We start from the raw sequence: 26,126 nt of genomic DNA, 5'->3' as shown, positions 1-26,126 counted from the left end.
CGCTCGTTTGCGTGTCTACAAGTTTGAAATCCTAGCGGTCCGTCGTGCGCGCCCAAGCCGATGACTGCGCATAAGGAGAACACCATGAATCAAGAGGTCATGAATCTCTTCAATCCGGTCGTCCAGCCTCAGGCGTTCGACCAGATCCAGATCTCCATTGCGAGCCCTGAGAAGATTCTGTCCTGGTCGTTCGGCGAGATCAAGAAGCCCGAGACGATCAACTACCGGACCTTCAAGCCCGAGCGCGACGGCCTGTTCTGCGCCCGCATCTTCGGGCCGATCAAGGACTACGAGTGCTTGTGCGGCAAGTACAAGCGGATGAAATACAAGGGCGTCATCTGCGAAAAGTGCGGCGTCGAAGTCACGCTGTCGCGCGTCCGGCGCGAGCGCATGGGCCACATCTCGCTCGCGGCGCCCGTCGCACACATCTGGTTCCTGAAGTCGCTGCCGTCGCGCATCGGGCTCCTGCTCGACATGACGCTGAAGGACCTCGAGCGGATTCTCTACTTCGAATCCTACATCGTGCTCGACCCCGGCCTGACGCCGATGAAGGACCGCCAGCTTCTGAACGAGGAAGACTATCTTCGCGCGCAGGACGAATATGGCCAGGATTCCTTCACCGCGCTGATCGGCGCCGAGGCGATCCGTGAGATCCTGCGCAACATGGATCTTTCCGGCATCGCCGAGCGTCTCAAGGTCGAGATCGCCGAGTCGACGACCGAGCTGAAGCCCAAGAAGCTCGCCAAGCGCCTGAAGATCATCGAGGCCTTCATGCATTCGGGCAACAAGCCCGAGTGGATGATTTTGACCGAAGTGCCGGTGATCCCCCCGGATCTCCGCCCGCTCGTCCCGCTGGACGGCGGCCGCTTCGCCACGTCCGATCTCAACGACCTCTACCGTCGCGTCATCAACCGCAACAACCGCCTGAAGCGGCTGATCGACCTGCGCGCGCCGGACATCATCATCCGCAACGAGAAGCGCATGCTTCAGGAGGCGGTTGACGCGCTGTTCGACAACGGTCGCCGCGGTCGCGTCATCACCGGTGCGAACAAGCGTCCGCTGAAGTCGCTCGCCGACATGCTCAAGGGCAAGCAGGGTCGTTTCCGTCAGAACCTTCTCGGCAAGCGCGTCGATTACTCCGGCCGGTCCGTCATCGTCGTCGGTCCCGACCTGAAGCTGCACCAGTGCGGCCTGCCGAAGAAGATGGCGCTCGAGCTGTTCAAGCCGTTCATCTATTCGCGTCTCGACGCGAAGGGCCTTTCCGCGACCGTCAAACAGGCGAAGAAGCTGGTCGAGAAGGAGAAGCCGGAGGTTTGGGATATCCTCGACGAGGTCATCCGCGAACACCCGATCATGCTGAACCGCGCCCCGACCCTGCATCGTCTCGGCATCCAGGCTTTCGAGCCGAAGCTGATCGAAGGCAAGGCGATCCAGCTGCATCCGCTTGTCTGCGCGGCCTTCAACGCCGACTTCGACGGCGATCAGATGGCCGTCCACGTGCCGCTGTCGTTGGAAGCCCAGCTCGAAGCCCGCGTGCTGATGATGTCGACGAACAACATCCTGCACCCGGCCAATGGTCTGCCGATCATCGTGCCGAGCCAGGATATCGTGCTTGGCCTGTACTACGTCTCGCTCGTCCGTGACGGCGAGCCGGGCCAGTACTTCGAGGATCCGAAGACCAAGGCGCCGCTGTCCGGCATCTTCTCGGACATGGGCGAGGTCGAACATGCCTTGGCCGCCAAGACGGTGACCCTGCACACCAAGATCAAGGGCCGTCTGTGGACCTATGACGAGAACGGCGAGCGCGTCGCCAAGATCTTCGACACGACGCCTGGCCGCATGATCCTCGGGCAGTTGCTGCCCGAGCACCGCAAGATCCCCTTCGACGTCGCCAACAAGTTGATGACGAAGAAAGAGATCTCGGGGATGATCGACATCGTCTACCGCCAGTGCGGTCAAAAGGAGACGGTGATCTTCTGCGACCGGATCATGGCGCTCGGCTTCCGCGAGGCGTTCAAGGCCGGCATCTCCTTCGGCAAGGACGACATGCTCGTGCCGGAGACCAAGCCCAAGATCATCGCCGACACCTCGGCGCTCGCGAAGGAATACGAGCAGCAGTACAACGACGGCCTGATCACCCAGGGCGAGAAGTACAACAAGGTCGTCGACGCGTGGGCCAAGTGCTCGGACAAGCTCGCCGAAGAGATGATGATCCGCATCTCGGCCGTGCATAAGGACGAGCACGGTCGCGATAAGCCGATCAACTCCATCTACATGATGGCGCATTCGGGAGCGCGTGGCTCGCCCACGCAGATGAAGCAGCTTGCCGCCATGCGCGGTCTGATGGCCAAGCCGTCGGGCGAGATCATCGAGACGCCGATCATCTCGAACTTCAAGGAAGGTCTGACCGTCCTCGAATACTTCAACTCGACCCATGGCGCCCGTAAGGGTCTCGCCGATACGGCTCTGAAGACCGCCAACTCCGGCTATCTGACGCGCCGCCTCGTCGATGTCGCGCAGGATTCGATCATCACGATCGTCGACTGCGGGTCGGACAACGGCATCAAGATGCGCGCGATCATGGACGCCGGCACGGTCGTCGCCTCGCTCGCCACGCGTATCCTCGGCCGCACCACGACCGAAGACCTCAAGGAGCTCGACGGCACGATCATCGTGCCGGCCGGCATCATGATCGAAGAATGGCATATGGACCGCATCAATGCGGCCGGCATCCAGGAAGTGAAGATCCGCTCGGTGCTGACCTGCGAGGCCAAGAACGGCGTCTGCGGCAAGTGCTACGGTCGCGATCTGGCCCGCGGCACGCCCGTCAACATGGGCGAGGCCGTCGGCGTCATCGCGGCGCAGTCGATCGGGGAGCCGGGTACGCAGTTGACCATGCGTACCTTCCACATCGGCGGCGCGGCGCAGATCGCCGACAGCTCCTTCATCGAGTCGAACTTCGACGGCACGGTGCGGATCCGCAATCGCCATCTCGCCCGCAACGGCGAAGGCGACCTGATGGTCATGGCGCGAAACGTCGCGATCGCGATCGAGGGGTCGGACGGCGTCGAGCGCGCGGTCCATCGCGTCCAGTATGGCGCACGCGTGAAGGTGGAAGAGGGCGACCAGGTGAAGCGCGGCCAGCGTCTGGCCGAGTGGGACCCCTACACCCGCCCGATCATGACCGAAATCGACGGCGTCATCGGCTACGAGGATCTCGTCGACGGATCGTCCATGTCGGAAGCTATCGACGAGGCGACCGGCATCGCCAAGCGTCTCGTGATGGACTACCGCCTCAACCAGCGCTCAGCCACGCTGAAGCCGGCGATGGTCGTCAAGGGCGCGGACGGCAAGATCGGCAAGGTGTCGCGCGGCGGCGAAGCCCGCTACATCCTGCCCGTCGACTCGATCATCGGCGTCGATCCCGGCCAGACGGTCAAGGCGGGCGATATCATCGCGCGTATCTCGATGGATTCGGCAAAAACCCGCGACATCACCGGCGGTCTGCCGCGTGTCGCGGAGCTCTTCGAAGCGCGCCGTCCGAAGGACCATGCGATCATCGCGGAAGCCTCGGGCATCGTGCAATTCGGCAAGGATTACAAGAACAAGACGCGTCTTGCGATCATCCCGCACGAAGAAGGGGCGGAGTCGATCGAGTACATGATCCCGAAGGGCAAGCACATCCATCTCCAGGACGGCGACGTCGTGGAAAAGGGCGATTACATCGTCGACGGCAATCCGGCGCCGCACGACATTCTGGCGATCAAGGGCGTGGAGGAGCTTGCCGCTTACCTCGTCAACGAAATCCAGGAAGTCTATCGGCTCCAGGGCGTGGCCATCAACGACAAGCACATCGAGGTGATTGTCCGTCAGATGCTGCAGAAGGTCGATATCACCGATCCCGGCGATACCGAGTTCCTGTCGGGCGAACAGGTCGACCAGTACGACCTCGAAGCCGCCAACAACAAGGTCAAGGAAACCAACGGCAAGATCGCCGTCGGCACCCCTGTCCTGCTCGGCATCACCAAGGCTTCGCTGCAGACGCGGTCTTTCATCTCGGCGGCTTCCTTTCAGGAAACCACTCGCGTCCTCACGGAAGCGGCGGTCAACGGCAAGGCGGATACGCTCGAGGGCCTGAAGGAAAACGTCATCGTCGGTCGTCTCATTCCGGCCGGAACCGGCGCCGCCATGGCCAAGCTCCGCAAGATTGCCGCGATCCGCGACGAGATGATTTTGGCGCAGAACGAGAACGCTGCCGCCAACTATCAGCCGAAGCGCCTCACCGCGCTGCCTGCGGCAGAGTAAAGCGCAGCGCTTTAGAGCGTTGGACGAACAAAGGGCCCGTGGAAACACGGGCCCTTTTTGGTGTTTGCGCCCGGCTAGCCAGGGCTATGAAATGAAGCGGGCTGTTCAGTAGGGAACCCGGTCCGCCTTCACCTTGTACTGCTTCCAGACCGCCACGGCTTCGTCGCGCATGATCTGGGTGCACGAGATCGAGCGGTCGCTGACCGGTTTCTTCAGTTCCCGGTAAATCAGGCTGTCGTCGAAATCGCCGTATTCCAGAGCGTCGCCGTTGGTCGAGGCGTAGTAGATCTTCTCGATGCCGGCCCAGTAGGCCGCCGCCATGCACATCGGGCAGGGTTCGGCGCTGGTGTAGAGAGTGGCGTTGCGCAGCTTAAAACTGCCTTCCTTTTTGCAGGCGTTGCGGATGGCTTCGATTTCGCCGTGCCAGGTCGGGTCGTTTTCGGCGACGACGCGGTTTGCGCCTTCTGCCAGGATCTTCCCATCCTGAACGATCACCGTCCCGAAGACGCCGCCGGCACTGTCGATCAGGGAGGTCTTTTCCGACAGATAGATCGCGCGCGTCATGAATGCCTTGTCGTCGTCCGTCATGCTCATGTCCTTCCCACAAACGCAGCCTCGATCCTTCGAGGCCGCCTCTTTCCAGCCAGGCTCAGAACAGCAGGCTAAAACCAAGAATCTCCGAGGCGTAGAGCGCGAGCACCACACAGGCGCCCGCCGTCTCGATGGCGAGACGCCGGGCCGGGGCAGGGCGAAGCCACCACCCCAGCCCCGCGACTGCGACATTCATCAGCGGCCAGGACACCAGCGACACGCTGATGGCGTTGCCGATGAAGGTGGCGATGGTGACATGGAGCCCGGCGAGGTAGGGGCTTAGAAACTTGATCTCAAGCATCACCACGGGGAAGAGGACGAGCAGGACGAGGGCTGTCTGTTTCCATGCCGCCGGTGCCGTTGTGGACCCGCTGTTTGAAGCAAACCACCCTTCGAAAGCGCCGTTGATGCGCTGGCTCTTCCAGGTCGAAACATCCGGCGCGGCGGAATCGATGATCGCCTTGCGTTGTGCCGACCCGAGCCAAGCATCCAGTTCGCCGGTCGTGGCGAAGCGAACAAGCGTCGTCCAGTAAGGAATGTCGGCCGACAAGGGCGCCTGGACGAGCGTGCCCATGTAGCCGGGGAACGTCGCCTGTGCCGCCTGGACCGATTCCGTCCAGGTTCGATAGATCTCTTCCTTGCCTGGCGCGACGACGGTCGTAATAACTTCCGTGACGCAATAGAGGGCGTGGACATCAGGGGCCGCTTCGTCCTGGAGGGCTGCAAGGGCCGGGGTCTGGAGCGCCGCAAGATCAGCAAACAGCTTGGCGCGCGTGGGCGATGCGCGCCAGAGGATCAGCAGGTCCGCGGATTGGAAACGCTGGACGATCTGCCAGTCGCTCGAACCGAGAAACGCCGGCGCGATCTCGATGTTGACGAAGCCCGGAGCGGCTCCCGCGGCACGCGTGAGGCTGGCTTGCCATACCGCGAAGCCGGCAGCGGCCTCGGTGCGAATGCCGACTCGGGTCGAGATCGCAGTGACACCGGCCGTGCTCAATCCGGTCATGGAAGACTTCGCCGATGCATGAGCGGGATGCATAAGACCCCGATGTCTGCAATAAACGCTGGAATGTTAAACCGGGAAAGTGGTCTCACCGATTCACGATGTATGGTCGATTAAGGCATGTCCTTAAACAGGGCATGTCCTTGAACATTGTTTCCTGATGGGATCGGGAGCGAGCAAAAGCGCAGGCTTCGTTATGCGACGCAGAGCAATGCGGTGCCGGCTCGCGTAGGCCGTGACTCGGTTTCTGTATAAATCCTGAGCCGCGAATAAACATCACGCTTGACGCTCCGCCGACTCGCCCATATGGTCCGCCTACTTTCGAGAGGCAGTAGACCTTCACTTCCGGACGACGCGTCCTGAACATATGTGGTCTAAACGCTCCCGGTTTCAGCGACTGAGAAGTCATTTTGACAGGCGGCGTGCCGTCTGTCTCTCGATTGCACGAACTCCGGCTCCGGCCTGAGGTCCTCTGCTCTTTGTCAGTACCGAAGCCCTTGAGGGCGGATGGTGCTGACCGTTTGCGTTTGGACGTATCGAATCAATTACGGCATCGAACGCCTCGAAAGAGGCGCCGGTGCCAAGACAGGGCCGACGGAAAACATATGCCGACGATTAGCCAGTTGATCCGCAAGCCACGCGTGGCGAGCACCTACCGCGAAAAGGCCCGTCATCTCGAGGCCTGCCCGCAGAAGCGTGGCGTCTGCACGCGTGTCTATACGACGACCCCGAAGAAGCCGAACTCGGCGCTTCGTAAGGTCGCCAAGGTGCGTCTGACCAATGGCTTCGAAGTCATCGGGTACATCCCCGGCGAAGGTCATAACCTGCAAGAGCATTCCGTGGTCATGATCCGCGGCGGCCGCGTCAAGGATCTTCCCGGCGTGCGCTACCACATCCTGCGCGGCGTTCTCGATACCCAGGGTGTCAAGAACCGCAAGCAGCGCCGGTCCAAGTACGGCGCCAAGCGTCCGAAGTAAGAAGGCGGCGTCCGAACCAAGCCGGACGTCAATGACAAGGCCCTGGCCGGAATTCGTTTCGGCCTCTCCATTCGATTTTAAGAAATAGGACGAGCGACATGTCGCGCCGCCATAGTGCCGAGAAGCGGGATATCATCCCGGACGCCAAGTACGGGGACGTGATCCTCACCAAGTTCATGAACTCGATCATGTACGACGGCAAGAAGTCGACCGCCGAAGCGATCGTCTACGGGGCCTTCGACGCGATCGAGAGCCGTTCGCGCAACGAGCCGCTTCCGATCTTCAAGCAGGCGTTGGAAAACGTAGCGCCGGCGATCGAAGTCCGGTCGCGCCGCGTCGGCGGCGCCACCTACCAGGTTCCGGTGGAGGTTCGCCTCGAGCGTCGCCAGGCGCTCGCCATTCGCTGGATCATCACCGCCGCTCGCGGCCGCAACGACAAGACCATGGTCGACCGGCTTTCCGCCGAGCTCATGGACGCCGCGAACAACCGTGGCAATGCCGTCAAGAAGCGTGAAGACACGCACCGGATGGCGGAAGCCAACCGCGCCTTCTCGCATTACCGCTGGTAACCGACTTCCACAAAGCGGCGCTGACGCGCTTCTAAGGATCTGACACCATGGCCCGCAGCCACCCGATCGAAGACTACCGCAACTTCGGCATTATGGCCCACATCGACGCCGGTAAGACGACGACGACGGAGCGCATTCTGTTCTATTCCGGCAAGTCGCACAAAATCGGCGAAGTGCACGACGGCGCCGCCACCATGGACTGGATGGAGCAGGAGCAGGAGCGTGGCATCACGATCACCTCCGCTGCGACGACCACGGCCTGGAACGGCAAGCGCCTGAACATCATCGACACCCCAGGCCACGTGGATTTCACCATCGAGGTGGAGCGTTCGCTCCGCGTGCTCGACGGCGCCGTTTGCGTGCTCGACGGCAATCAGGGCGTCGAACCGCAGACCGAGACAGTCTGGCGTCAGGCCGACAAGTACGGCGTGCCGCGTATCGTGTTCGTCAACAAGATGGACAAGATCGGCGCCGATTTCTATCGCTGCGTCGACGAGATCAAGACCAAGGTGGGCGGCCGCGCCGTCTGCATCCAGCTGCCGATCGGTTCCGAGTCCGATTTCAAGGGCATCATCGATCTGGTGCGCATGAAGGCCGTCGTTTGGGAAGACGAAGCGCTGGGCGCGAAGTACCATGACGAAGAGATTCCGGCAGATCTTCTGGAGCGGTCGAAAGAATATCGTCACATGCTGCTCGAAGCGGCCGTCGAACTCGACGACGACGTGATGACGGCCTATCTCGACGGCGAAGAGCCCGACGAGAAGACGCTGCATCGCCTGATCCGCAAGGCCGTGCGTCACATCACCTTCATTCCGGTGCTGTGTGGGTCCGCATTCAAGAACAAGGGCGTTCAGCCGCTGCTCGACGCCGTCGTCGAATACCTGCCGTCGCCGCTCGATCGTGAAGCCATCAAGGGTATCAACCCGGACAGCGGCGAAGAGATGACCCGCGAGCCCGGCGACGACCAGCCGTTCTCGATGCTCGCCTTCAAAATCATGGACGATCCTTTCGTCGGCACGATCACTTTCGCTCGCGTCTACTCGGGCAAGATCGAATCCGGCACGACCGTGATGAATTCGACCAAGGACAAGAAAGAGCGTATCGGCCGCATGTTGCTGATGCATGCCAACGACCGCGTCGATATCAAGGAGGCTTTCTCGGGCGACATCGTCGCGCTGGCTGGCCTGAAGGATACCCGAACCGGTGACACGCTCTGCGACCTGCAGAAGCCGGTCATTCTGGAGCGGATGGAATTCCCCGAGCCGGTCATCGAGATCGCGATCGAGCCGAAGTCCAAGGCCGACCAGGAGAAGCTCGGCGTCGCTCTTGCGAAGCTGGCCGCGGAGGATCCGTCCTTCCGTGTGTCGACCGACCAGGAATCCGGCCAGACCATCCTCAAGGGCATGGGCGAACTTCATCTCGACATCAAGGTCGACATTCTGCGCCGCACCTATAAGGTCGACGCGAATATCGGCGCCCCGCAGGTCGCTTATCGCGAAAAGCTGACCAAGCGGGTCGAGAAGGACTACACCCACAAGAAGCAGACAGGTGGTACGGGCCAGTTCGCCCGCGTCAAGATCATCTTCGAGCCGGGCGAGCCGGGTGCGGGTTCTTCCTTCACTTCCAGCATCGTCGGTGGTGCGGTTCCCAAGGAATTCATTCCGGGCGTTGAAAAGGGCATCAACAGCGTCATGGGCGCAGGCGTTCTCGCCGGCTTCCCTGTCGTCGATGTCAAGGCAACGCTGGTCGACGGCGCCTACCACGACGTCGACTCCTCGGTCCTCGCCTTCGAAATCGCGTCGCGCGCCGCTTTCCGTGAAGCGCTCCGCGAGGGTGGCTCGGTTCTTCTCGAGCCGGTCATGAAGGTCGAAGTGACGACCCCGGAAGACTACACCGGCTCCGTCATGGGCGATCTGCTCGGACGACGTGGCCAGGTGCAGGGCCAGGACATGCGTGGGAACGCCGTGGTGATCAACGCCATGGTGCCGCTCGCCAACATGTTCGGTTACGTCAACCAACTGCGGTCCTTCTCTCAGGGCCGCGCCAACTACACGATGCAATTCGACCATTACGAACAAGTGCCGGCGAGCGAGGCGGCCAAGGTCCAGGCCAAGTACGCCTGATCACCATTTCGTCCCCACCTGATCCAGCACGTTTCCTAAAGGAGCCCTACGATGGGAAAAGAAAAGTTCTCGCGGAATAAGCCGCACTGCAATATCGGCACGATCGGTCACGTCGATCATGGCAAGACGTCTCTGACGGCCGCCATCACGAAGGTGCTCGCCGAGTCCGGTGGTGCGACCTATACGGCGTACGATCAGATCGATAAGGCTCCGGAAGAGAAGGCTCGTGGCATCACGATCTCGACCGCCCACGTCGAGTACGAGACCAAGAACCGCCATTACGCTCACGTCGATTGCCCCGGCCACGCCGATTATGTGAAGAACATGATCACCGGCGCGGCGCAGATGGACGGTGCGATCCTGGTCGTGTCCGCGGCCGATGGTCCGATGCCCCAGACCCGCGAGCACATCCTGCTCGCCCGTCAGGTCGGCGTGCCGGCTCTGGTCGTGTTCATGAACAAGGTCGACATGGTCGACGACGCCGAGCTGCTTGAGCTCGTTGAGCTCGAAGTTCGCGAACTGCTTTCCAAGTACGACTTTCCCGGCGACGACATTCCGATCACCAAGGGTTCGGCCCTTTGCGCGCTCGAGAACAAGCAGCCTGAGATCGGTCATGACGCGGTTCTCGCGCTCATGGAGACCGTCGACGCCTACATCCCGCAGCCGGCGCGTCCCCTCGACCTGCCGTTCCTGATGCCGGTCGAAGACGTGTTCTCGATCTCCGGTCGTGGTACGGTCGTGACCGGTCGCGTCGAGCGCGGCATCGTCAAGGTCGGTGAGGAAATCGAGATCGTCGGTCTGAAGCCGACCGTCAAGACGACCGTCACCGGTGTCGAAATGTTCCGCAAGCTGCTCGATCAGGGCCAGGCCGGCGACAACATCGGCGCGCTGCTTCGCGGCACCAAGCGTGAAGACGTCGAGCGTGGCCAGGTTCTCTGCAAGCCCGGCACGGTCAAGCCGCACACCAAGTTCAAGGCTGAGGCGTATATCCTCACCAAGGACGAGGGCGGCCGTCATACCCCGTTCTTCACCAACTACCGCCCGCAGTTCTACTTCCGTACCACCGATGTGACGGGTGTCTGCACCCTTCCTGAGGGTGTCGAGATGGTCATGCCCGGCGACAACGTCACCATGGACGTCGAGCTGATCGTGCCGATCGCAATGGAAGAGAAGCTTCGCTTCGCTATCCGCGAAGGTGGCCGGACCGTCGGCGCAGGCGTCGTTGCTTCCATCACTGAGTAATACGACGACACCGGCACGGGATTGGTCCCGAAACCCTATTCGGGGCTAAGCTGGTCGATAAGGAATTGGTTTGATGAACGGCCAGAATATTCGGATTCGTCTCAAGGCTTTCGATCACCGTGTGCTCGACAGTTCGACGAAAGAGATCGTTTCGACGGCAAAGCGGACCGGGGCGCAAGTGCGCGGCCCGATCCCGCTGCCGACGAAGATCGAGAAGTTCACGGTGAACCGCTCGCCGCACGTCGACAAGAAGTCGCGCGAGCAGTTCGAAATTAGGACGCATAAGCGCGTCCTCGACATCGTCGACCCGACTCCCCAAACGGTCGATGCTTTGATGAAGCTCGATCTTGCGGCCGGTGTGGACGTCGAGATCAAGCTCTAGTTTTTTTGGTGCGGAGCTACGCCCGGGTTCGGAACCTGTGAGCGCCTCCGGAGGACTTAAGATTATGCGGTCAGGTGTTATCGCACAGAAGCTGGGCATGACGCGGGTGTTTACGGACACCGGCGAGCATGTACCGGTTACCGTCCTGAAGATGGACGGCTGTCAGGTCATCGCTCATCGGACGATGGAAGCGAACGGCTATACGGCCGTTCAGCTCGGCGTCGGTCATGTGAAGGTCAAGAATGTCTCGAAAGCCGAGCGCGGGCGTTTCGCCATCGCCAAGGTCGAGCCGAAGATGAAGATCGCCGAATTCCGCGTCGAAGAAGACGGGCTTCTGCCTGTCGGCGCCGAGATCACCGCCGATCACTTCCTCATCGGACAGTTCGTCGACGTGACCGGAACCAGCATCGGTAAGGGCTTCGCCGGCCCGATGAAGCGCTGGAACTTCGGTGGTCTTCGCGCCACCCACGGTGTCTCGCTCTCGCATCGTTCGCACGGTTCGACCGGTGGTCGTCAGGACCCGGGCAAGACCTTCAAGAACAAGAAGATGGCTGGCCACATGGGTAGCGATCGGATCACGACGCTCAACCTTAAGGTCGTCCAGACCGACGTCGAGCGCGGCCTGATCCTGGTCGAAGGCGCTGTGCCTGGTTCGAAGGGCGGCTGGATCTTCATTCGCGACGCGATCAAGAAGGCTCTGCCGACCGATGTTCCGCAGCCGGGCAAGTTCCGGATCGCGAACGATAGCGTTGATCACAAGGGTTCGGCTTCTTCGGAAGCTCCGGCCGAAACCGGCGCGGAGGCCTGATCATGAAACTTGACATCACTTCTGTCGACGGCGTTGCCGACGGCTCGATCGATCTCGACGATGCGATCTTCGGCCTGGTGCCGCGTCAGGATCTTATCGCTCGTATGATCCGCTACCAGCTGGCCAAGCGTCGCGCTGGGACGCATCAATCTCTCGGTCGCGCCGACATCTGGCGCACCGGCAAGAAACTCGGCAAGCAGAAGGGGTCTGGCGGCGCTCGTCATGGCTCGGCGCGCGCTCCGCAGTTCCGCGGCGGTGGTAAGGCCCACGGTCCGGTCTCGCGCGACCACGCTCACGACATGCCGAAGAAGGTCCGTGCGCTGGCCTTGCGGCATGCGCTCTCGGCCAAGGCCCGTGACGGTGAGATCATCGTCTGGTCCGACGCCTCGGTCGCCGAGCCGAAGACCAAGGTGCTGCTCGACCGTTTCGCCAAGATGGGCCTGCGCAATGCGCTGATCATCGACGGCGCCGAATGCGAGGCCAATTTCTCGCTGGCCGCGCGCAACATCCCGATGATCGACGTGCTGCCGATCCAGGGCATCAACGTTTACGACATTCTGCGTCGCGACAAGCTCGTGCTCACGCGGGCTGCTCTCGAAGCGCTGGAGGCGCGGTTCAAATGAGTTCTGCGAAAGCCACCATCGAGGCCCGCCACTACGACGTCATCGTCGCGCCCGTGATCACCGAGAAGGCGACGATCGCCTCCGAGCTGAACAAGGTCGTGTTCAAGGTCCGCAAGGATGCCACGAAGACGGAGATCAAGGCCGCGGTCGAGCGTCTCTTCGACGTCAAGGTCGAGGCGGTCAACACGTTGATCCGCAAGGGCAAGCGCAAGGTCTTCAAAGGCGTGCGCGGCCAGCAGTCGGATCTGAAGAAGGCCGTCGTCACTCTCGCGGATGGCGATCGCATCGACATCACGACCGGCCTCTGAGCCGAGTTTTGGATTTTTAGTCATGGCATTGAAGACATTCAATCCGACAACGCCGAGCCTTCGTCAGCTCGTGCTCGTCGATCGCAGCGAGCTCTACAAGGGCAAGCCGCTCAAGATCCTGACCGAGGGTAAGTCCGAGGCCGGCGGTCGTAACAACACGGGTCGCATCACGGTGCGGTTCCGTGGCGGTGGGCACAAGCAGACCTACCGCATCATCGACTTCAAGCGTCGCAAGCTCGACATGCCTGCGAAAGTGGAGCGGATCGAATATGATCCGAACCGCACCTCCTTCATCGCGTTGATCAAATACACCGACGGCGTGCAGAACTACATCATCGCGCCGCAGCGTCTGTCGGTCGGTGACGAAGTCATCGCCGGCAACCAGGTCGACGTGAAGCCGGGCAACGCGATGGCGTTGGCGAACATGCCGGTCGGCACGATCGTCCACAACATTGAGATGAAGATCGGCAAGGGCGCGGCCATGGTCCGCTCGGCCGGGACCTATGCTCAGGTCGTCGGTCGTGATCAGGGTTACGTCATCATCCGGCTCAATTCGGGTGAACAGCGTTTGATCCACGGCCAGTGCTTCGGCACGGTGGGCGCGGTTTCCAACCCCGACCACATGAACGCGTCGATCGGCAAGGCCGGTCGCAGCCGCTGGTTGGGTCGTCGTCCGCATAACCGCGGCGTGACCATGAACCCGGTCGATCATCCGCATGGTGGTGGTGAAGGTCGGACGTCCGGTGGTCGCCATCCCGTTACCCCCTGGGGTAAGCCGACCAAGGGCAAGAAGACCCGGACCAACAAGTCCACGACCAAATTTATTGTGACCTCGCGTCACAAAAGTAAGAAGAAGGGCTAAACCCAATGGCGCGTTCGATCTGGAAAGGTCCGTTCGTCGACGGCTTCATGCTGAAGAAGGCGGAAACCGCTCGAAGCAGCACCCGCTCGGAGGTCATCAAGACCTGGAGCCGGCGCTCGACCATCCTGCCGCAATTCGTCGGCCTGACCTTCGGTGTTTACAACGGGCACAAGCATATCCCCGTGAACATCACCGACGACATGATCGGCCACAAGCTCGGCGAATTCTCGCCGACCCGTACGTTCCCCGGCCATGCGGCCGATAAAAAAGCCAAGAGAGGCTGATATGGCCAAGCCGAAGAGCTCACGCGCTCTCAAAGACAACGAGGCGAAGGCCGTCTGCCGCATGCTCCGTGTCAGCCCGCAGAAGCTCAATCTTCTGGCGCAGTTGATTCGTGGCAAGAAGGTCGAGACCGCGCTCGCCGATCTCCAGTTTTCGCGCAAGCGTATCGCCCACGAGGTCAAGAAGACTCTCGAGAGCGCCATCGCCAACGCCGAGAATAACCATGACCTCGACGTCGACGAACTCGTCGTCGCAGAGGCTCACGTCGGTAAGGCGCTCGTCATGAAGCGCTTCAGCCCGCGGGCCCGTGGTCGCGCCGGACGGATCGAGAAGCCGTTCGCCAACCTGACGATCGTCGTGCGCGAAGTTGCCGCGCCGACTGTCGCAGCTTAAGGGGTTCACGATGGGACAGAAAGTCAATCCGATCGGTCTCCGGCTCGGCATCAACCGTACCTGGGACTCGCGCTGGTTTGCCGGCAAGAACGAGTACGGCAAGCTGCTTCACGAGGACATCGCGATCCGCGCCGCTCTTATGAAGACGCTGAAGCAGGCGGCGATTTCGAAGATCATCATCGAGCGCCCGCACAAGAAGTGCCGCGTCACGATCCACTCGGCTCGCCCGGGCGTCGTGATCGGCAAGAAGGGTGCGGATATCGACAAGATCCGCAAGCTCGTTGCCAGCATGACGTCGTCGGAAGTCGTCATCAACATCGTTGAAGTCCGCAAGCCGGAAATCGACGCAGTGTTGGTGGCCGATTCCATCGCCCAGCAGCTCGAGCGTCGCGTTGCCTTCCGTCGCGCCATGAAGCGGGCCGTCCAGTCCGCCATGCGTCTCGGCGCCGAAGGCATCCGGATCAACTGCTCCGGTCGTCTCGGCGGTGCGGAAATCGCGCGTCTGGAATGGTATCGTGAAGGTCGCGTGCCGCTGCATACGCTGCGCGCCGACGTCGATTACGGCACCGCTACCGCGCACACGGCCTATGGCACGTGCGGCATCAAGGTCTGGGTGTTCAAGGGCGAGATCCTCGAGCACGATCCGATGGCGCAGGACCGCAAGGCCGAGCAGCAGGATCATTCCGGTGGTGGTGGCAACGAGCGCCGTCAACGTCGTGACCGCGACGCGGCCTGACCGTCCCCATTTTGATTAGGTTTAAGAGCTAAGCTATGCTTCAACCCAAAAAGACACGGTTCAGGAAAGCCTTCAAAGGCCGCATTCACGGCGCGGCCAAGGGTGGTTTCGAGCTGAACTTCGGCCAGTTCGGCCTCAAGGCCATGGAGCCGGAGCGCATCACTGCGCGCCAGATCGAGGCCGCCCGTCGCGCCATGACCCGTCACATGAAGCGTGCCGGTCGCGTGTGGATCCGCATTTTTCCGGACGTTCCCGTCTCGAAGAAGCCGACCGAAGTGCGAATGGGTAAAGGCAAGGGCGCGCCCGAGCTTTGGGCCTGCCGCGTTGCGCCCGGCCGCATCATGTTCGAGCTCGACGGCGTGCCCGTCGGTCTCGCCAAGGAAGCGCTGACGCTGGCGGCCGCCAAGCTGCCGATCAAGACGCGCTTCATCGAACGCATCGCAGAATAGGGAGGACAGTCTGATGAAATCCAAGACCCGCCTGTCCGACCTCAAGGTTATGACGGCAGACCAGCTCGAGCAGGAAGTGCTCAACATGAAGAAGGAGCAGTTCAACCTGCGCTTTCAGCGTGCGACCGGCCAGCTGCAGAACACGGCGCGCGTGCGCGTCGTCCGCCGCGATATCGCCCGCATCAAGACGCTCGCCGCTACCAAGCGCGATGCGGCGCAGAAGTAGGATCTGAACTATGCCGAAGCGAATTCTCCAGGGCGTCGTCGTCAGTGACAAGCAGGAAAAGACCCTCGTCGTGAAGGTCGAGCGCCGGTTCACGCATCCGCTTCTCAAGAAGACGGTGCGTCGTTCCAAGAACTACCATGCGCATGACGAGTCCAAGGACTTCAAGGTTGGCGATCATGTCGCCATCGAAGAGACAAAGCCGATTTCGCGCCTCAAGCGCTGGATTGTCATCGGGCGTCCCGCACAAGCGCAGGGATAACGCATCTTTTTGCTAGGCAGAATCTGTTTAGCTGATAAGAAGGCGGTTCTCTTCAAGACTACGGCGCGTATCCATCCGGAAAGCTCCCAGAGCTTCCCGGGAATTCGCGTTAGACGACAGGCCTGAGAACCAGGTCTGGGACGACCAAAAACAAAGCCACGGAGACGTAAGTCTCCAACAGGCGTAGTCCGGAGCGGCCCCGAGCCGCGAAGGAAACCGATCTGACAGGAAAGGCTCTAAAGCCATGATACAGGTGCAGTCGAACCTCGACGTCGCGGATAATTCCGGCGCACGTCGCGTTATGTGCATCAAGGTGCTGGGTGGTTCGAAGCGTCGTTATGCCGGCGTCGGCGACATCATCGTCGTCTCCATCAAGGAAGCCATCCCACGCGGTCGCGTGAAGAAGGGCGACGTGATGAAGGCGGTCGTTGTGCGTACGGCCAAGGATATCAAACGCGCTGACGGGTCCGTGATCCGCTTCGACAGCAATGCCGCCGTGCTCATCAACAACCAGTCCGAGCCGATCGGGACCCGCATCTTCGGGCCGGTGCCGCGCGAGTTGCGCGCCCGCAACCACATGAAGATCATCTCGCTTGCGCCGGAGGTGCTGTAATGGCCGCAAAGATTAAAAAGGGCGACACCGTCGTCATTCTCGCCGGACGCGACAAGGGTCGCTCCGGGGAAGTGCTCCAGGTCATGCCGAAAGACGAGCGAGCGATCGTTCGCGGCGTGAACATGGTCAAGCGCCACACGCGCCAGACGGCCCAGCAAGAGGGCGGCATCATCTCGAAGGAATCGACGATCCATCTGTCGAACCTCGCGATCGCCGATCCCGCAGGCGGCAAGGCCTCGCGCGTTGGTTTCAAGTTCCTCGAAGACGGCCGCAAGGTTCGTTTTGCGAAAAGTTCCGGAGAAGTGATCGATGGCTGACCCAAAGTCCGCTAAAGGCGGCGCTAAGGGCGCCTCCAGCAACACCGCGAAGGATTCCGCGAAAGTTGCGAAGGTGAGCTCGGCGGAAGCCAAGGCGAGCCGCGGCGCACCGTCCTACAAGACGGCGTCTGCCGAAGACCTGAACGCGCCCGCCGATTATTCGCCGCGCCTCAAACAGCATTACATGGACGTCGTGCGCGCCCAGATGATCGAGGAGTTCGGCTACAAGAACCCGTTCGAGGTTCCTGTGATCGAGAAGATCGTTTTGAACATGGGCGTCGGCGAGGCCGTCAACGACACCAAGAAGGTGACGCTGGCAGCTGCCGATCTGGCGATGATCGCCGGGCAGCGTCCGGTCATCACCAAGGCTCGGAATGCTATTTCGACCTTCAAGGTGCGCGAGAACATGCCGATCGGCGCGAAGGTCACCCTTCGCAAGGTTCGCATGTATGAATTCCTGGATCGCCTGGTCACGATCGCGCTGCCGCGCATTCGCGATTTCCGCGGTCTGAACCCCAAGAGCTTTGATGGCAATGGCAACTACGCCATGGGCATCAAGGAACATCTGATTTTCCCCGAGATCAACTACGACAAGGTCGATAGCATGCTCGGTATGGACATCATCGTCTGTACATCGGCGAAATCGGATAACGAGGCGCGCGCTCTTCTGCGTGCATTCAACTTCCCGTTCCGGCAGTGAGCCTTTAGGGCTCAGACGCGGTAACCAGAGGGTTAAATATCGATGGCGAAGAAAAGCGCGATTGAGAACAATAAACGGAAGATGCGCCTGGTGAAGCAATTCGCTGGTCGTCGTTCGAAGCTGAAGGCGATCACCATCAACGAGTCTCTTTCGATGGAAGAGCGCTTCGAGGCGCGGTTGAAGCTGTCCGAACTGCCGCGGAATTCCGCTGCAAATCGCGTCCGCAACCGCTGCGAAGTGAGTGGTCGTCCCCGTGCGTTCACACGCAAGATGAAGATGTCGCGTATCGCGCTCCGGGAGCTCGGCTCCAAGGGCCTGATCCCCGGCCTCGTCAAGTCGAGCTGGTAGGAGCACGCCATGTCGATGAACGATCCGCTCGGCGATATGCTCACGCGTATCCGTAACGCTGGAATGCGCCGCAAGGGCAAAGTCCAGACTCCTGGGTCGCGCCTGCGCGCCCATGTCCTCGATGTTCTCGAGTCCGAAGGCTATATCCGGGGTTATTCGACCACGGAATTTGGCAATGGACGGACCGAGTTCGAAATCGAGCTCAAGTATTACGACGGACTGCCCGTCATTCGCGAGATCTCGCGCGTGTCGAAGCCCGGTCGTCGCGTCTATGCCGCTGTCGACGCCCTGCCGCGCGTCGCTAACGGTCTCGGCATCACCATCGTCTCGACGCCGAAGGGCGTCATGGCCGATCATGCCGCGCGCGAAGCCAATGTCGGCGGCGAAGTGCTCTGCAAGGTCTTCTGACCCCGCTGATTGAAGGATTAGAATCATGTCACGCGTCGGAAAGAAGCCCGTCGCCCTGCCAAAGGGCGTCACCGCAAAGGTCGACGGCCAGAACGTCAGCGTCAAAGGCGCGAAGGGCGAGTTGTTCTTCGTGGTTCCCGATGAAGTCGATGTCAGCTTTGCTAACGACGAGGTGAAAGTTTCACCCCGTTCGGACAGCAAGCGCGCGCAAGCCATGTGGGGCATGTCCCGCGCCATGGTGAGCAATCTTGTTCTCGGCGTCTCCGCCGGTTTCGAGCGGAAGCTCGACATCACGGGCGTCGGCTATAAGGCGTCGGTGCAGGGAAAAGTCCTGCAGCTCTCGCTCGGCTACAGCCACGATGTGCCGTTCCCCATTCCGGACGGCATTACGATCGTGACCCCGCGTCCGATCGAAATCATCATCACCGGCATCGACAAGCGCAAGGTCGGCCAAGTGGCCTCCGAGATCAGAGCGCTGCGTCCGCCGGAGCCCTACAAGGGCAAGGGTGTCCGCTATTCGGACGAATTCATCTTCCGCAAGGAAGGCAAGAAGAAGTAAGGCGAAGCTATGCCAAAGGATAATGGAGCAACAGCGCGCCGCAAGGCTCGTGTTCGCCGGTCGCTTAAGGCTCGTGCCTATGGTAAGCCGCGGTTGTCGGTGTTCCGCTCGTCGAAGCAGATCTATTGTCAGATCATCGACGACGCTGCGGGCACGACTCTCGCGTCCGCCTCTTCGCTCGAGAAGGTCAGCCGCGACAGCCTGAAGACGGGCGCGACGGTTGAAGCCGCGACGGCTGTCGGCAAGCTGATCGCCGAGCGCGCGTCGGCTGCCGGCGTCAAGGAAGTCGTGTTCGACCGCGGCGCTTACATGTACCACGGGCGTGTCAAGGCGCTCGCCGAGAGCGCCCGCGAAGGCGGTCTCACGTTCTAATCCCGTCCAGGCGGCTTTGCGGCCTGGGTCGGACTGAACATCAAAAAACGAAGCGAGCGGTGTTGGCCTCGAGCCTGCCGCGTAAGTGACGGAAAAGAATAATGGCTGGTGAACGTGAAGGCGGTCGCGGTGGACGCGATCGTCACAGTAGAGACGAGCAAGACAGCGAGTTCGTAGACCGTTTGGTCCACATCAACCGCGTCGCGAAAGTGGTCAAGGGCGGTCGTCGTTTCGGCTTCGCTGCTCTCGTCGTCGTCGGCGACCAGAAGGGTCGTGTCGGTTTCGGTCATGGCAAGGCGCGCGAAGTGCCGGAAGCCATCCGCAAGGCGACGGAAGCCGCCAAGCGTGGCCTGATCCGCGTGCCGCTGCGCGAAGGCCGCACCCTGCATCATGACGTTCACGGCCGCCACGGCGCCGGCAAGGTCATCCTGCGGGCGGCGCCTGCCGGTACCGGCATCATCGCCGGTGGCCCGATGCGCGCCATCTTCGAGACTCTCGGCATGCACGACGTCGTCGCGAAGTCGCAGGGCTCTTCGAACCCCTACAACATGATCCGCGCCACCTTCGACGCCTTGGCGCACGAAGACTCGCCCCGTTCGGTCGCGGCCCGCCGCAACCTCAAGGTTTCCACCCTTCAGTCCCGCCGTCAGGGCGGTGATGCTGAAGCGGTGGTTGCCGAAGCTTGAGCCGGGGAGAGATCACCATGGCTGAGAAGCACGGCACAGTAACGGTCCTTCAGACCCACAGCCCGATCGGTCGCCCGAAAGATCAGCGCGCGACCTTGATCGGCCTCAAGCTCAACAAGATCGGGCGCATCTCGTCGCTCGAAGATACGCCTTCGGTTCGCGGCATGATCGCGAAAGTGGCGCATCTCGTTCGCGTGGTTACGGAAGAGGGGAGGCCGTCGTGAAGCTCAACGAAATTCATGACAACGTCGGCTCTTCCAAGAACCGCATGCGTGTCGGCCGGGGCATCGGCTCCGGCAAGGGCAAGACCGGTGGTCGCGGCGTCAAGGGTCAGAAGGCCCGGTCCGGCGTTGCGATCAAGGGTTTTGAAGGCGGTCAGATGCCGCTGCATCGTCGTCTGCCGAAGCGCGGGTTCTGGAACCCCTTCTCGACGGACTACAACGAGGTCAACCTCGGTCGCATTCAGCAGGCTGTCGAAGCCGGCAAGCTGGCAGCTGACGCGGTGGTCACGATCGACCTTCTCGTCGCTGCGGGCGTTTGCTCGAAGCCGCGCGATGGCGTCAAGATCCTCGGTGTTGGCGACCTGACCTCGAAGCTCAGCTTCGAAGTTGCTTCGGCCTCGAAGAGCGCCGTTGCGGCGATCGAGAAGGCTGGCGGCAGCATCAAGGTGCTGGTTGCTCCCAAGCCCAAGAAGGACGCTGCAGCGGAGGCCTAACGGCTCTCCGCCGCAAGGCTGACAAATAGAGAGCGGACCCCTATGTGGAGGGCGCGGTGTCCCAAGGACATTGCGCCGCCGCCTGACCAGCGGATGTCTGCGGCGCGTTGATCGGTCTTACGGAGCAGTCCATGGCCTCGGCGGCAGAACAACTCGCGGCAAACGTCAATTGGGGTGCCTTCTCCAAGGCCGACGAACTGAAAAAGCGCATCTGGTTCACCCTGGGTGCGCTCATCGTTTATCGGCTTGGGACCTATATTCCGCTGCCGGGCATCGACCCCGCGGCGTTTCAGGCCAACTTTACCGGACACAAGCAGGGCGTTCTCGAGCTCTTCAACATGTTTTCCGGCGGCGCCGTGCAACGCATGGCCATCTTCGCCCTGAACATCATGCCGTACATCTCGGCATCCATTATCATCCAGCTGATGACATCGGTCATCCCGTCGCTCGAATCCCTCAAGAAAGAGGGCGAGTCCGGCCGCAAGGTCATCAACCAGTACACGCGCTATCTCACCGTCATTCTCGCGGCGTTCCAGGCCTACGGCATCTCGGTCGGGCTGGAAGGTCAGGCGCATGTCGTACTGGAGCCTGGCCTGTTCTTCCGCATCTCGACCGTGCTGACCCTCATGGGCGGCACGATGTTCCTGATGTGGCTTGGCGAGCAGATCACCTCGCGCGGTATCGGCAACGGCTCCTCCCTGATCATCTTCGCCGGCATCATCGCGGCCTTCCCGTCGGCGATCGCCAACACGCTCGAACTCGGCCGTCAGGGCGCGATTTCCACCGGCATCATCCTGGTGGTTATGGTCATGTCGGTGGCGGTCATCGCCTTCATCGTGTTTATGGAGCGCGCCCAGCGCCGCCTGCTGATCACCTATCCCAAGCGCCAGCAGGGCAACCGCGTCTACGAAGGCCAGACGTCTTTCCTGCCGCTGAAGCTCAATACGGCCGGCGTCATCCCGCCGATCTTCGCCTCGTCGCTGCTCTTGCTGCCGACGACGATCGCCAACTTTTCGTCGAATGGCGGCGGTGGCGTTCTCGGGACGATCACGACCTACTTCGCCCATGGGCGGCCGCTCTACATGCTCGCCTATGTCGGGTTGATCGTGTTCTTCGCCTTCTTCTACACCGCCATCGTCTTCAATCCGACGGAGACGGCGGACAACCTGAAGAAGCATGGCGGCTTCATTCCTGGGATCCGGCCTGGTGAACGGACATCGCAGTACATCGACAAGATCCTCATGCGAATCACCGTGCTCGGCGCTGGCTATCTCGCGATCATCTGTCTGCTCCCCGAAATACTGATTTCGTATGCGGCGCTGCCGTTCTACTTTGGCGGCACATCGCTGCTGATCGTCGTCAGCGTGACCATGGATACCGTGGCGCAAGTCCACGGGCACCTTCAGGCCCATCAGTATGAAGGGCTGGTCAAGAAAGCCAAGCTTCGGGGAAGACGTCGATGAGGTTGATACTGCTTGGGCCACCAGGCGCCGGGAAGGGCACGCAGTCCGCGCGTCTGATGCAGCGCTTCGACATCCCGCAGCTGTCGACGGGTGACATGCTGCGCGCCGCGGTGAAGGCACAGACGCCGATGGGCCTGCAGGCCCAGGCCATCATGAGCGACGGCAAACTGGTCTCGGATGAGATCGTCGTCGGTCTGATTGCCGACCGGGTCGAACAGCCGGACTGCGCCAAGGGGTTTATCCTCGACGGGTTCCCGCGCACGGTCGCCCAGGCGACGGCGCTCAATACGATTCTGCACAAGAAGCACATGGACATCGACGCCGTGATCGAGCTGCGCGTCGACGAGACCGCGCTTCTGGCGCGGATGGAAAAACGGGTGCAGCAGACGATCGCCGCCGGCCATCCCGTGCGGTCCGACGACAATGCCGAAGCTTTCCATTCGCGCATGGAAGCGTATCGCGAGATGACGGCGCCGGTTTCGGCCTTCTATGCCGATGCTGGACAGTTGCATGTGGTCGACGGCATGGCCAATATCGAAGAGGTATCGGCTTCCATCGATGCATTCCTCAAAGAGAAGATCGCGGCCTAAGCCGAGTCTTTTCTTGCCTCTAGGCCTTGACGGGCTGGGATCAAGACTTTAGCAGATCATACTTCGCCTATGATTTGCCAGCGGCAGCTCCCTCGGGGCTGTCGTTGTTCGTTTTGGCGGGTTTGTTCGCATGGGCCGGGCTCCACCGGACGCGAACGTTATGGGCTCTCGTCCGAGAGCCTCCCATATGGAGAGGGTAACTATGGCTCGTATTGCCGGCGTCAACATTCCGACGAACAAGCGCGTTCTCATCGCGCTTCAGTATATTCACGGTATCGGCGCCAAGAAGGCCGAGGAAATCTGCGAAAAGGTTGCGATCCCCGCCGATCGTCGCGTGTCGCAGCTGACCGATGCGGAGGTCCTGCAGATCCGCGAGACGATCGACCGCGACTATATGGTCGAAGGCGATCTGCGCCGCGAAGTTTCGATCAACATCAAGCGCCTGATGGACCTTGGCTGCTACCGCGGCCTGCGTCATCGTCGTGGCCTTCCGGTCCGAGGTCAGCGCACGCATACCAACGCCCGTACCCGCAAGGGCAAGGCCAAGCCGATCGCCGGCAAGAAGAAGTAATCTGCTTTAGCAGAGGCATCCCCGCGCGTGTCGCGGGGATCAAGCAACATAACCCGAGCGCCTGGAATGACGGGCGCGCCAGAAGGACATTTTTATGGCTAAAGAGACAACCCGCGTCCGCCGCCGCGAGCGCAAGAACATCGTGTCGGGCGTCGCTCACGTCTCCTCGACGTTCAACAACACGATGATCACGATTTCCGACGCACAGGGCAACACGATTTCCTGGTCGTCCGCCGGCACGATGGGCTTCAAGGGCTCGCGTAAGTCGACCCCCTACGCGGCGCAGATGGCGGCTGAAGATGCGGCGCGCAAAGCGTCGGAGCATGGCATGCGCACGCTTGAGGTCGAAGTGTCGGGCCCCGGTTCGGGTCGTGAGTCGGCGCTTCGCGCGCTGCAGGCCTCGGGTTTCACCGTGACTTCGATCCGCGACGTCACGCCGATCCCGCACAACGGCTGCCGCCCGCGCAAGCGTCGGCGCGTCTAACCTCTTTGATGACGGCAGGGCGTGTTCTGATCGGAAGAGCTTCGGCTTTCCGGAACACGCTCTTGGTCGCGACGTCTTCGTTGCGGCTTTTCACTTTTGACGGGGCGGTATCCGGCCGTTTCGTCTGCATCACTGAAAGGTGCGTCCCGTGATCCAGAAGAACTGGCAAGAACTGATCAAGCCGAACAAGCTCGAAGTGGCTTCGGGCGATGACGCCAAGCGTTTTGCGACCGTTGTGGCGGAGCCTCTCGAGCGCGGCTTCGGCTTGACGCTCGGCAACGCCCTGCGTCGCATTCTCCTCTCGTCGCTCCAGGGCGCCGCGATCACCGCCGTTCACATCGACGGCGTGCTGCATGAGTTTTCGTCGATCCCCGGCGTGCGGGAAGACGTCACCGACCTCGTCCTCAACATCAAGGACATCGCCGTCAAGATGCAGGGCGACGGCCCGAAGCGGATGGTCTTGAAGAAGACCGGTCCGGGCAAGGTCACGGCCGGCGACATCACCACCGTCGGCGATGTCACCATCCTCAACCCGCTTCTGACGCTCTGCACGCTCGACGAGGGCGCGGAGATCCGGATGGAGTTCACGGTCAACACCGGCAAGGGCTACGTCGCTGCCGATCGCAACCGCTCGGAAGACTCGCCGATCGGCCTCATCCCGATCGACAGCCTATATTCGCCGGTCCGCAAGGTCAGCTACCGCGTCGAGAACACCCGCGAAGGTCAGATCCTCGATTATGACAAGCTGACCATCCAGGTCGAGACCAACGGCGCGCTGACGCCGGAAGACGCGATCGCCTTCTCGGCGCGCATCCTTCAGGATCAGCTGAATGTCTTCGTGAACTTCGAAGAGCCCCGTCGCGAAGAGACCACCCCGGCGATCCCGGAGCTGGCCTTCAACCCGGCGCTGCTCAAGAAGGTCGACGAGCTCGAGCTTTCGGTGCGGTCGGCGAACTGCCTGAAGAACGACAACATCGTCTATATCGGCGACCTCATCCAGAAGACCGAGGCCGAGATGCTCCGGACCCCGAACTTCGGCCGCAAGTCGTTGAACGAGATCAAGGAAGTGCTGGCGCAGATGGGCCTGCACCTCGGCATGGAAGTCACCGGCTGGCCACCGGAGAACATCGACGAACTCGCCAAGCGGTTCGAAGAGCACTATTAGGCCAATCCATCCTCCTCCCGACGGGAGGAGGATTAAGACCATAATATAATCATCGGCCGTACCTTGGCACGGCGGCCGCAAAAATCGGAGAGCCACAATGAATCACGGTCGCGCAAAGCGCCGCTTCAACCGCACCCACGAACACCGCAAGGCGATGTTCGCCAACATGTGCCAGGCGCTCATCAAGCATGAGCAGATCATCACCACCCTTCCCAAGGCGAAGGACCTGCGTCCTGTCGTCGAGAAGCTCGTGACGCTCGGCAAGGCCGGCGACCTGCATGCCCGTCGTCAGGCGATCGCGCAGATCAAGGACGTCGTCCTCGTCCGCAAGCTGTTCGATGTGCTCGGCCCGCGCTACAAGGAGCGCCACGGTGGCTACACCCGCGTTCTCAAGGCCGGTTTCCGCTACGGCGACAACGCGCCGATGGCCGTGATCGAGTTCGTCGACCGCGACGTTACTGCGCGCGGCAAGGACAGCGGTCCGGTCCAGGGCAACGAAGACGCAGCCTGATCCGCTAACGGCTGCTCCCATTTCAAACCCGGCCGGACGCGAGTCCTGGCCGGGTTTTCGCGTTTCGGGCCGTTTGCGTGCTGTCTTCCGTCAGGCTTCCTTGCCGTTGCCGCATTTCGCATGCGACTACGGGCGCAACGCTTTGTCCTGGAGCCACGCCGAATGATGCCGAATGCTGGATCGATACGCCTCTTGAGCCTCGCGGCGATCTGCGTTCTCGGTGGCGCCCTTTCCTCCGTGGCGGAGCCGGTGCGGCAGCTGCCCGCAACGAAGGCGGACGAAATCCTTTCCTTTGCGCCCGTCGTGCGCAAGGCGACCCCGGCCGTCGTCAACGTCTATGCGTCGCGCACCGATGCGCAGCCCCAAAACCCGTTGTTTGCCGATCCGGTGTTTCGCCACTTTTTTGGCGACGGCAGCACGGCGCGGCCGGGCGGTGCGACGGCTAAGTCGCTCGGGTCCGGCGTGCTGGTCGACCCGTCGGGCCTG

At 61.5% G+C, this 26,126-nt stretch carries 34 protein-coding genes and 1 pseudogene; 33 read left to right on the top strand and 2 right to left on the bottom strand.

Annotated elements, in window-relative coordinates:
* Positions 1-84: 84 nt before the first annotated feature.
* A complete protein-coding gene (rpoC, locus tag GSQ79_RS14510; RefSeq protein WP_158809416.1) occupies positions 85-4,305 on the top strand; it encodes a DNA-directed RNA polymerase subunit beta' in 4,221 nt (1,406 codons plus the stop codon).
* Between the two features lie 105 nt (positions 4,306-4,410).
* On the opposite strand, the gene GSQ79_RS14505 is transcribed toward rpoC, so the two are convergent.
* On the bottom strand, positions 4,411-4,893 hold the full coding sequence (locus GSQ79_RS14505) for a nucleoside deaminase (RefSeq protein ID WP_174243221.1): 483 nt from the start codon (positions 4,891-4,893) through the stop codon (positions 4,411-4,413).
* Between the two features lie 61 nt (positions 4,894-4,954).
* The gene (locus GSQ79_RS14500; protein ID WP_158809414.1) at positions 4,955-5,902 is read right to left on the bottom strand and encodes an antibiotic biosynthesis monooxygenase; all 948 of its coding nucleotides are present in this window, start codon (positions 5,900-5,902) and stop codon (positions 4,955-4,957) included.
* Between the two features lie 602 nt (positions 5,903-6,504).
* Between GSQ79_RS14500 and rpsL the strand changes: the two genes are divergently transcribed.
* The 32 genes and pseudogenes from rpsL to GSQ79_RS14340 all read left to right on the top strand — a co-directional run.
* Positions 6,505-6,876, top strand: a complete 372-nt coding sequence (rpsL, locus tag GSQ79_RS14495) for a 30S ribosomal protein S12 (protein ID WP_158809413.1) — start codon at positions 6,505-6,507, stop codon at positions 6,874-6,876.
* Positions 6,877-6,974: 98 nt separating this feature from the next.
* Entirely contained in the window at positions 6,975-7,445 is a 471-nt protein-coding gene (gene rpsG / locus GSQ79_RS14490; protein WP_158809412.1) for a 30S ribosomal protein S7, read from the top strand.
* Positions 7,446-7,492: 47 nt separating this feature from the next.
* On the top strand, positions 7,493-9,568 hold the full coding sequence (gene fusA, locus GSQ79_RS14485) for an elongation factor G (RefSeq protein WP_158809411.1): 2,076 nt from the start codon (positions 7,493-7,495) through the stop codon (positions 9,566-9,568).
* Between the two features lie 51 nt (positions 9,569-9,619).
* Positions 9,620-10,810 (top strand): elongation factor Tu, encoded by a 1,191-nt coding sequence (gene tuf / locus GSQ79_RS14480; RefSeq protein WP_158809410.1) that lies wholly within the window; start codon positions 9,620-9,622, stop codon positions 10,808-10,810.
* A gap of 73 nt (positions 10,811-10,883) precedes the next feature.
* A complete protein-coding gene (rpsJ, locus tag GSQ79_RS14475; RefSeq protein WP_158809409.1) occupies positions 10,884-11,192 on the top strand; it encodes a 30S ribosomal protein S10 in 309 nt (102 codons plus the stop codon).
* A 64-nt stretch (positions 11,193-11,256) separates the two neighbouring features.
* Entirely contained in the window at positions 11,257-12,000 is a 744-nt protein-coding gene (gene rplC, locus GSQ79_RS14470) for a 50S ribosomal protein L3 (protein WP_158809408.1), read from the top strand.
* 2 nt (positions 12,001-12,002) lie between these two features.
* Positions 12,003-12,623, top strand: coding sequence for a 50S ribosomal protein L4 (gene rplD / locus GSQ79_RS14465; RefSeq protein WP_158809407.1), 621 nt, complete (start codon positions 12,003-12,005; stop codon positions 12,621-12,623).
* On the top strand, positions 12,620-12,931 hold the full coding sequence (locus GSQ79_RS14460; protein WP_158809406.1) for a 50S ribosomal protein L23: 312 nt from the start codon (positions 12,620-12,622) through the stop codon (positions 12,929-12,931). Before rplD ends, GSQ79_RS14460 begins: the two co-directional genes overlap by 4 nt.
* A gap of 22 nt (positions 12,932-12,953) precedes the next feature.
* Positions 12,954-13,793, top strand: coding sequence for a 50S ribosomal protein L2 (gene rplB / locus GSQ79_RS14455; protein ID WP_158809405.1), 840 nt, complete (start codon positions 12,954-12,956; stop codon positions 13,791-13,793).
* Between the two features lie 5 nt (positions 13,794-13,798).
* Entirely contained in the window at positions 13,799-14,077 is a 279-nt protein-coding gene (rpsS, locus tag GSQ79_RS14450; RefSeq protein ID WP_158809404.1) for a 30S ribosomal protein S19, read from the top strand.
* Between the two features lies 1 nt (position 14,078).
* Positions 14,079-14,468 carry a 50S ribosomal protein L22 gene (gene rplV / locus GSQ79_RS14445; protein WP_158809403.1) on the top strand — a complete coding sequence of 130 codons (390 nt, stop codon included), beginning with the start codon at positions 14,079-14,081 and terminating at the stop codon, positions 14,466-14,468.
* Between the two features lie 10 nt (positions 14,469-14,478).
* Positions 14,479-15,204, top strand: a complete 726-nt coding sequence (gene rpsC, locus GSQ79_RS14440) for a 30S ribosomal protein S3 (RefSeq protein ID WP_158809402.1) — start codon at positions 14,479-14,481, stop codon at positions 15,202-15,204.
* 35 nt (positions 15,205-15,239) lie between these two features.
* Positions 15,240-15,653, top strand: coding sequence for a 50S ribosomal protein L16 (gene rplP / locus GSQ79_RS14435; protein ID WP_158809401.1), 414 nt, complete (start codon positions 15,240-15,242; stop codon positions 15,651-15,653).
* Positions 15,654-15,666: 13 nt separating this feature from the next.
* Positions 15,667-15,879, top strand: coding sequence for a 50S ribosomal protein L29 (gene rpmC / locus GSQ79_RS14430; protein WP_158809400.1), 213 nt, complete (start codon positions 15,667-15,669; stop codon positions 15,877-15,879).
* 10 nt (positions 15,880-15,889) lie between these two features.
* Complete coding sequence (gene rpsQ / locus GSQ79_RS14425) at positions 15,890-16,138, top strand: 30S ribosomal protein S17 (protein ID WP_158809399.1); 249 nt, start codon at positions 15,890-15,892, stop codon at positions 16,136-16,138.
* A 244-nt stretch (positions 16,139-16,382) separates the two neighbouring features.
* Entirely contained in the window at positions 16,383-16,751 is a 369-nt protein-coding gene (gene rplN / locus GSQ79_RS14420) for a 50S ribosomal protein L14 (RefSeq protein WP_158809398.1), read from the top strand.
* Positions 16,751-17,068: a 50S ribosomal protein L24 gene (rplX, locus tag GSQ79_RS14415; RefSeq protein ID WP_158809397.1), complete on the top strand. Its 318-nt coding sequence runs from the start codon at positions 16,751-16,753 to the stop codon at positions 17,066-17,068. The genes rplN and rplX overlap by 1 nt, the downstream gene beginning before the upstream one ends.
* A gap of 139 nt (positions 17,069-17,207) precedes the next feature.
* Positions 17,208-17,768 (top strand): 50S ribosomal protein L5, encoded by a 561-nt coding sequence (rplE, locus tag GSQ79_RS14410; RefSeq protein ID WP_256379026.1) that lies wholly within the window; start codon positions 17,208-17,210, stop codon positions 17,766-17,768.
* Positions 17,769-17,810: 42 nt separating this feature from the next.
* Positions 17,811-18,116: a 30S ribosomal protein S14 gene (gene rpsN / locus GSQ79_RS14405; RefSeq protein ID WP_158809395.1), complete on the top strand. Its 306-nt coding sequence runs from the start codon at positions 17,811-17,813 to the stop codon at positions 18,114-18,116.
* Between the two features lie 9 nt (positions 18,117-18,125).
* Positions 18,126-18,524, top strand: a complete 399-nt coding sequence (gene rpsH / locus GSQ79_RS14400) for a 30S ribosomal protein S8 (protein WP_158809394.1) — start codon at positions 18,126-18,128, stop codon at positions 18,522-18,524.
* Positions 18,525-18,549: 25 nt separating this feature from the next.
* Entirely contained in the window at positions 18,550-19,083 is a 534-nt protein-coding gene (gene rplF / locus GSQ79_RS14395; RefSeq protein ID WP_158809393.1) for a 50S ribosomal protein L6, read from the top strand.
* A gap of 9 nt (positions 19,084-19,092) precedes the next feature.
* Entirely contained in the window at positions 19,093-19,455 is a 363-nt protein-coding gene (gene rplR, locus GSQ79_RS14390; protein WP_158809392.1) for a 50S ribosomal protein L18, read from the top strand.
* A gap of 101 nt (positions 19,456-19,556) precedes the next feature.
* Positions 19,557-20,141, top strand: coding sequence for a 30S ribosomal protein S5 (gene rpsE / locus GSQ79_RS14385; RefSeq protein WP_158809391.1), 585 nt, complete (start codon positions 19,557-19,559; stop codon positions 20,139-20,141).
* A gap of 17 nt (positions 20,142-20,158) precedes the next feature.
* Entirely contained in the window at positions 20,159-20,365 is a 207-nt protein-coding gene (rpmD, locus tag GSQ79_RS14380) for a 50S ribosomal protein L30 (protein ID WP_158809390.1), read from the top strand.
* Positions 20,362-20,856: a 50S ribosomal protein L15 gene (gene rplO / locus GSQ79_RS14375; RefSeq protein ID WP_158809389.1), complete on the top strand. Its 495-nt coding sequence runs from the start codon at positions 20,362-20,364 to the stop codon at positions 20,854-20,856. Before rpmD ends, rplO begins: the two co-directional genes overlap by 4 nt.
* Positions 20,857-20,987: 131 nt before the next feature.
* Positions 20,988-22,319: a preprotein translocase subunit SecY gene (gene secY, locus GSQ79_RS14370; RefSeq protein WP_158809388.1), complete on the top strand. Its 1,332-nt coding sequence runs from the start codon at positions 20,988-20,990 to the stop codon at positions 22,317-22,319.
* Positions 22,316-22,909, top strand: coding sequence for an adenylate kinase (locus GSQ79_RS14365; RefSeq protein ID WP_158809387.1), 594 nt, complete (start codon positions 22,316-22,318; stop codon positions 22,907-22,909). Before secY ends, GSQ79_RS14365 begins: the two co-directional genes overlap by 4 nt.
* A gap of 202 nt (positions 22,910-23,111) precedes the next feature.
* Positions 23,112-23,480: a 30S ribosomal protein S13 gene (gene rpsM, locus GSQ79_RS14360; RefSeq protein ID WP_158809386.1), complete on the top strand. Its 369-nt coding sequence runs from the start codon at positions 23,112-23,114 to the stop codon at positions 23,478-23,480.
* 94 nt (positions 23,481-23,574) lie between these two features.
* Positions 23,575-23,964, top strand: a complete 390-nt coding sequence (gene rpsK, locus GSQ79_RS14355; protein WP_158809385.1) for a 30S ribosomal protein S11 — start codon at positions 23,575-23,577, stop codon at positions 23,962-23,964.
* Between the two features lie 148 nt (positions 23,965-24,112).
* Positions 24,113-25,129 (top strand): DNA-directed RNA polymerase subunit alpha, encoded by a 1,017-nt coding sequence (locus GSQ79_RS14350; protein ID WP_158809384.1) that lies wholly within the window; start codon positions 24,113-24,115, stop codon positions 25,127-25,129.
* A gap of 97 nt (positions 25,130-25,226) precedes the next feature.
* Entirely contained in the window at positions 25,227-25,640 is a 414-nt protein-coding gene (gene rplQ / locus GSQ79_RS14345; protein ID WP_158809383.1) for a 50S ribosomal protein L17, read from the top strand.
* Between the two features lie 162 nt (positions 25,641-25,802).
* Positions 25,803-26,126 (top strand): annotated as a pseudogene (locus tag GSQ79_RS14340) (serine protease); the annotation flags it as partial.

Origin of the sequence: Beijerinckia sp. L45 (genome assembly GCF_009765775.1) — a bacterium.
Lineage (GTDB): Bacteria > Pseudomonadota > Alphaproteobacteria > Rhizobiales > Beijerinckiaceae > RH-AL1.
Note: the sequence above shows the minus strand (reverse complement) of the source record. Positions and strands in the feature narration are given on the sequence as shown.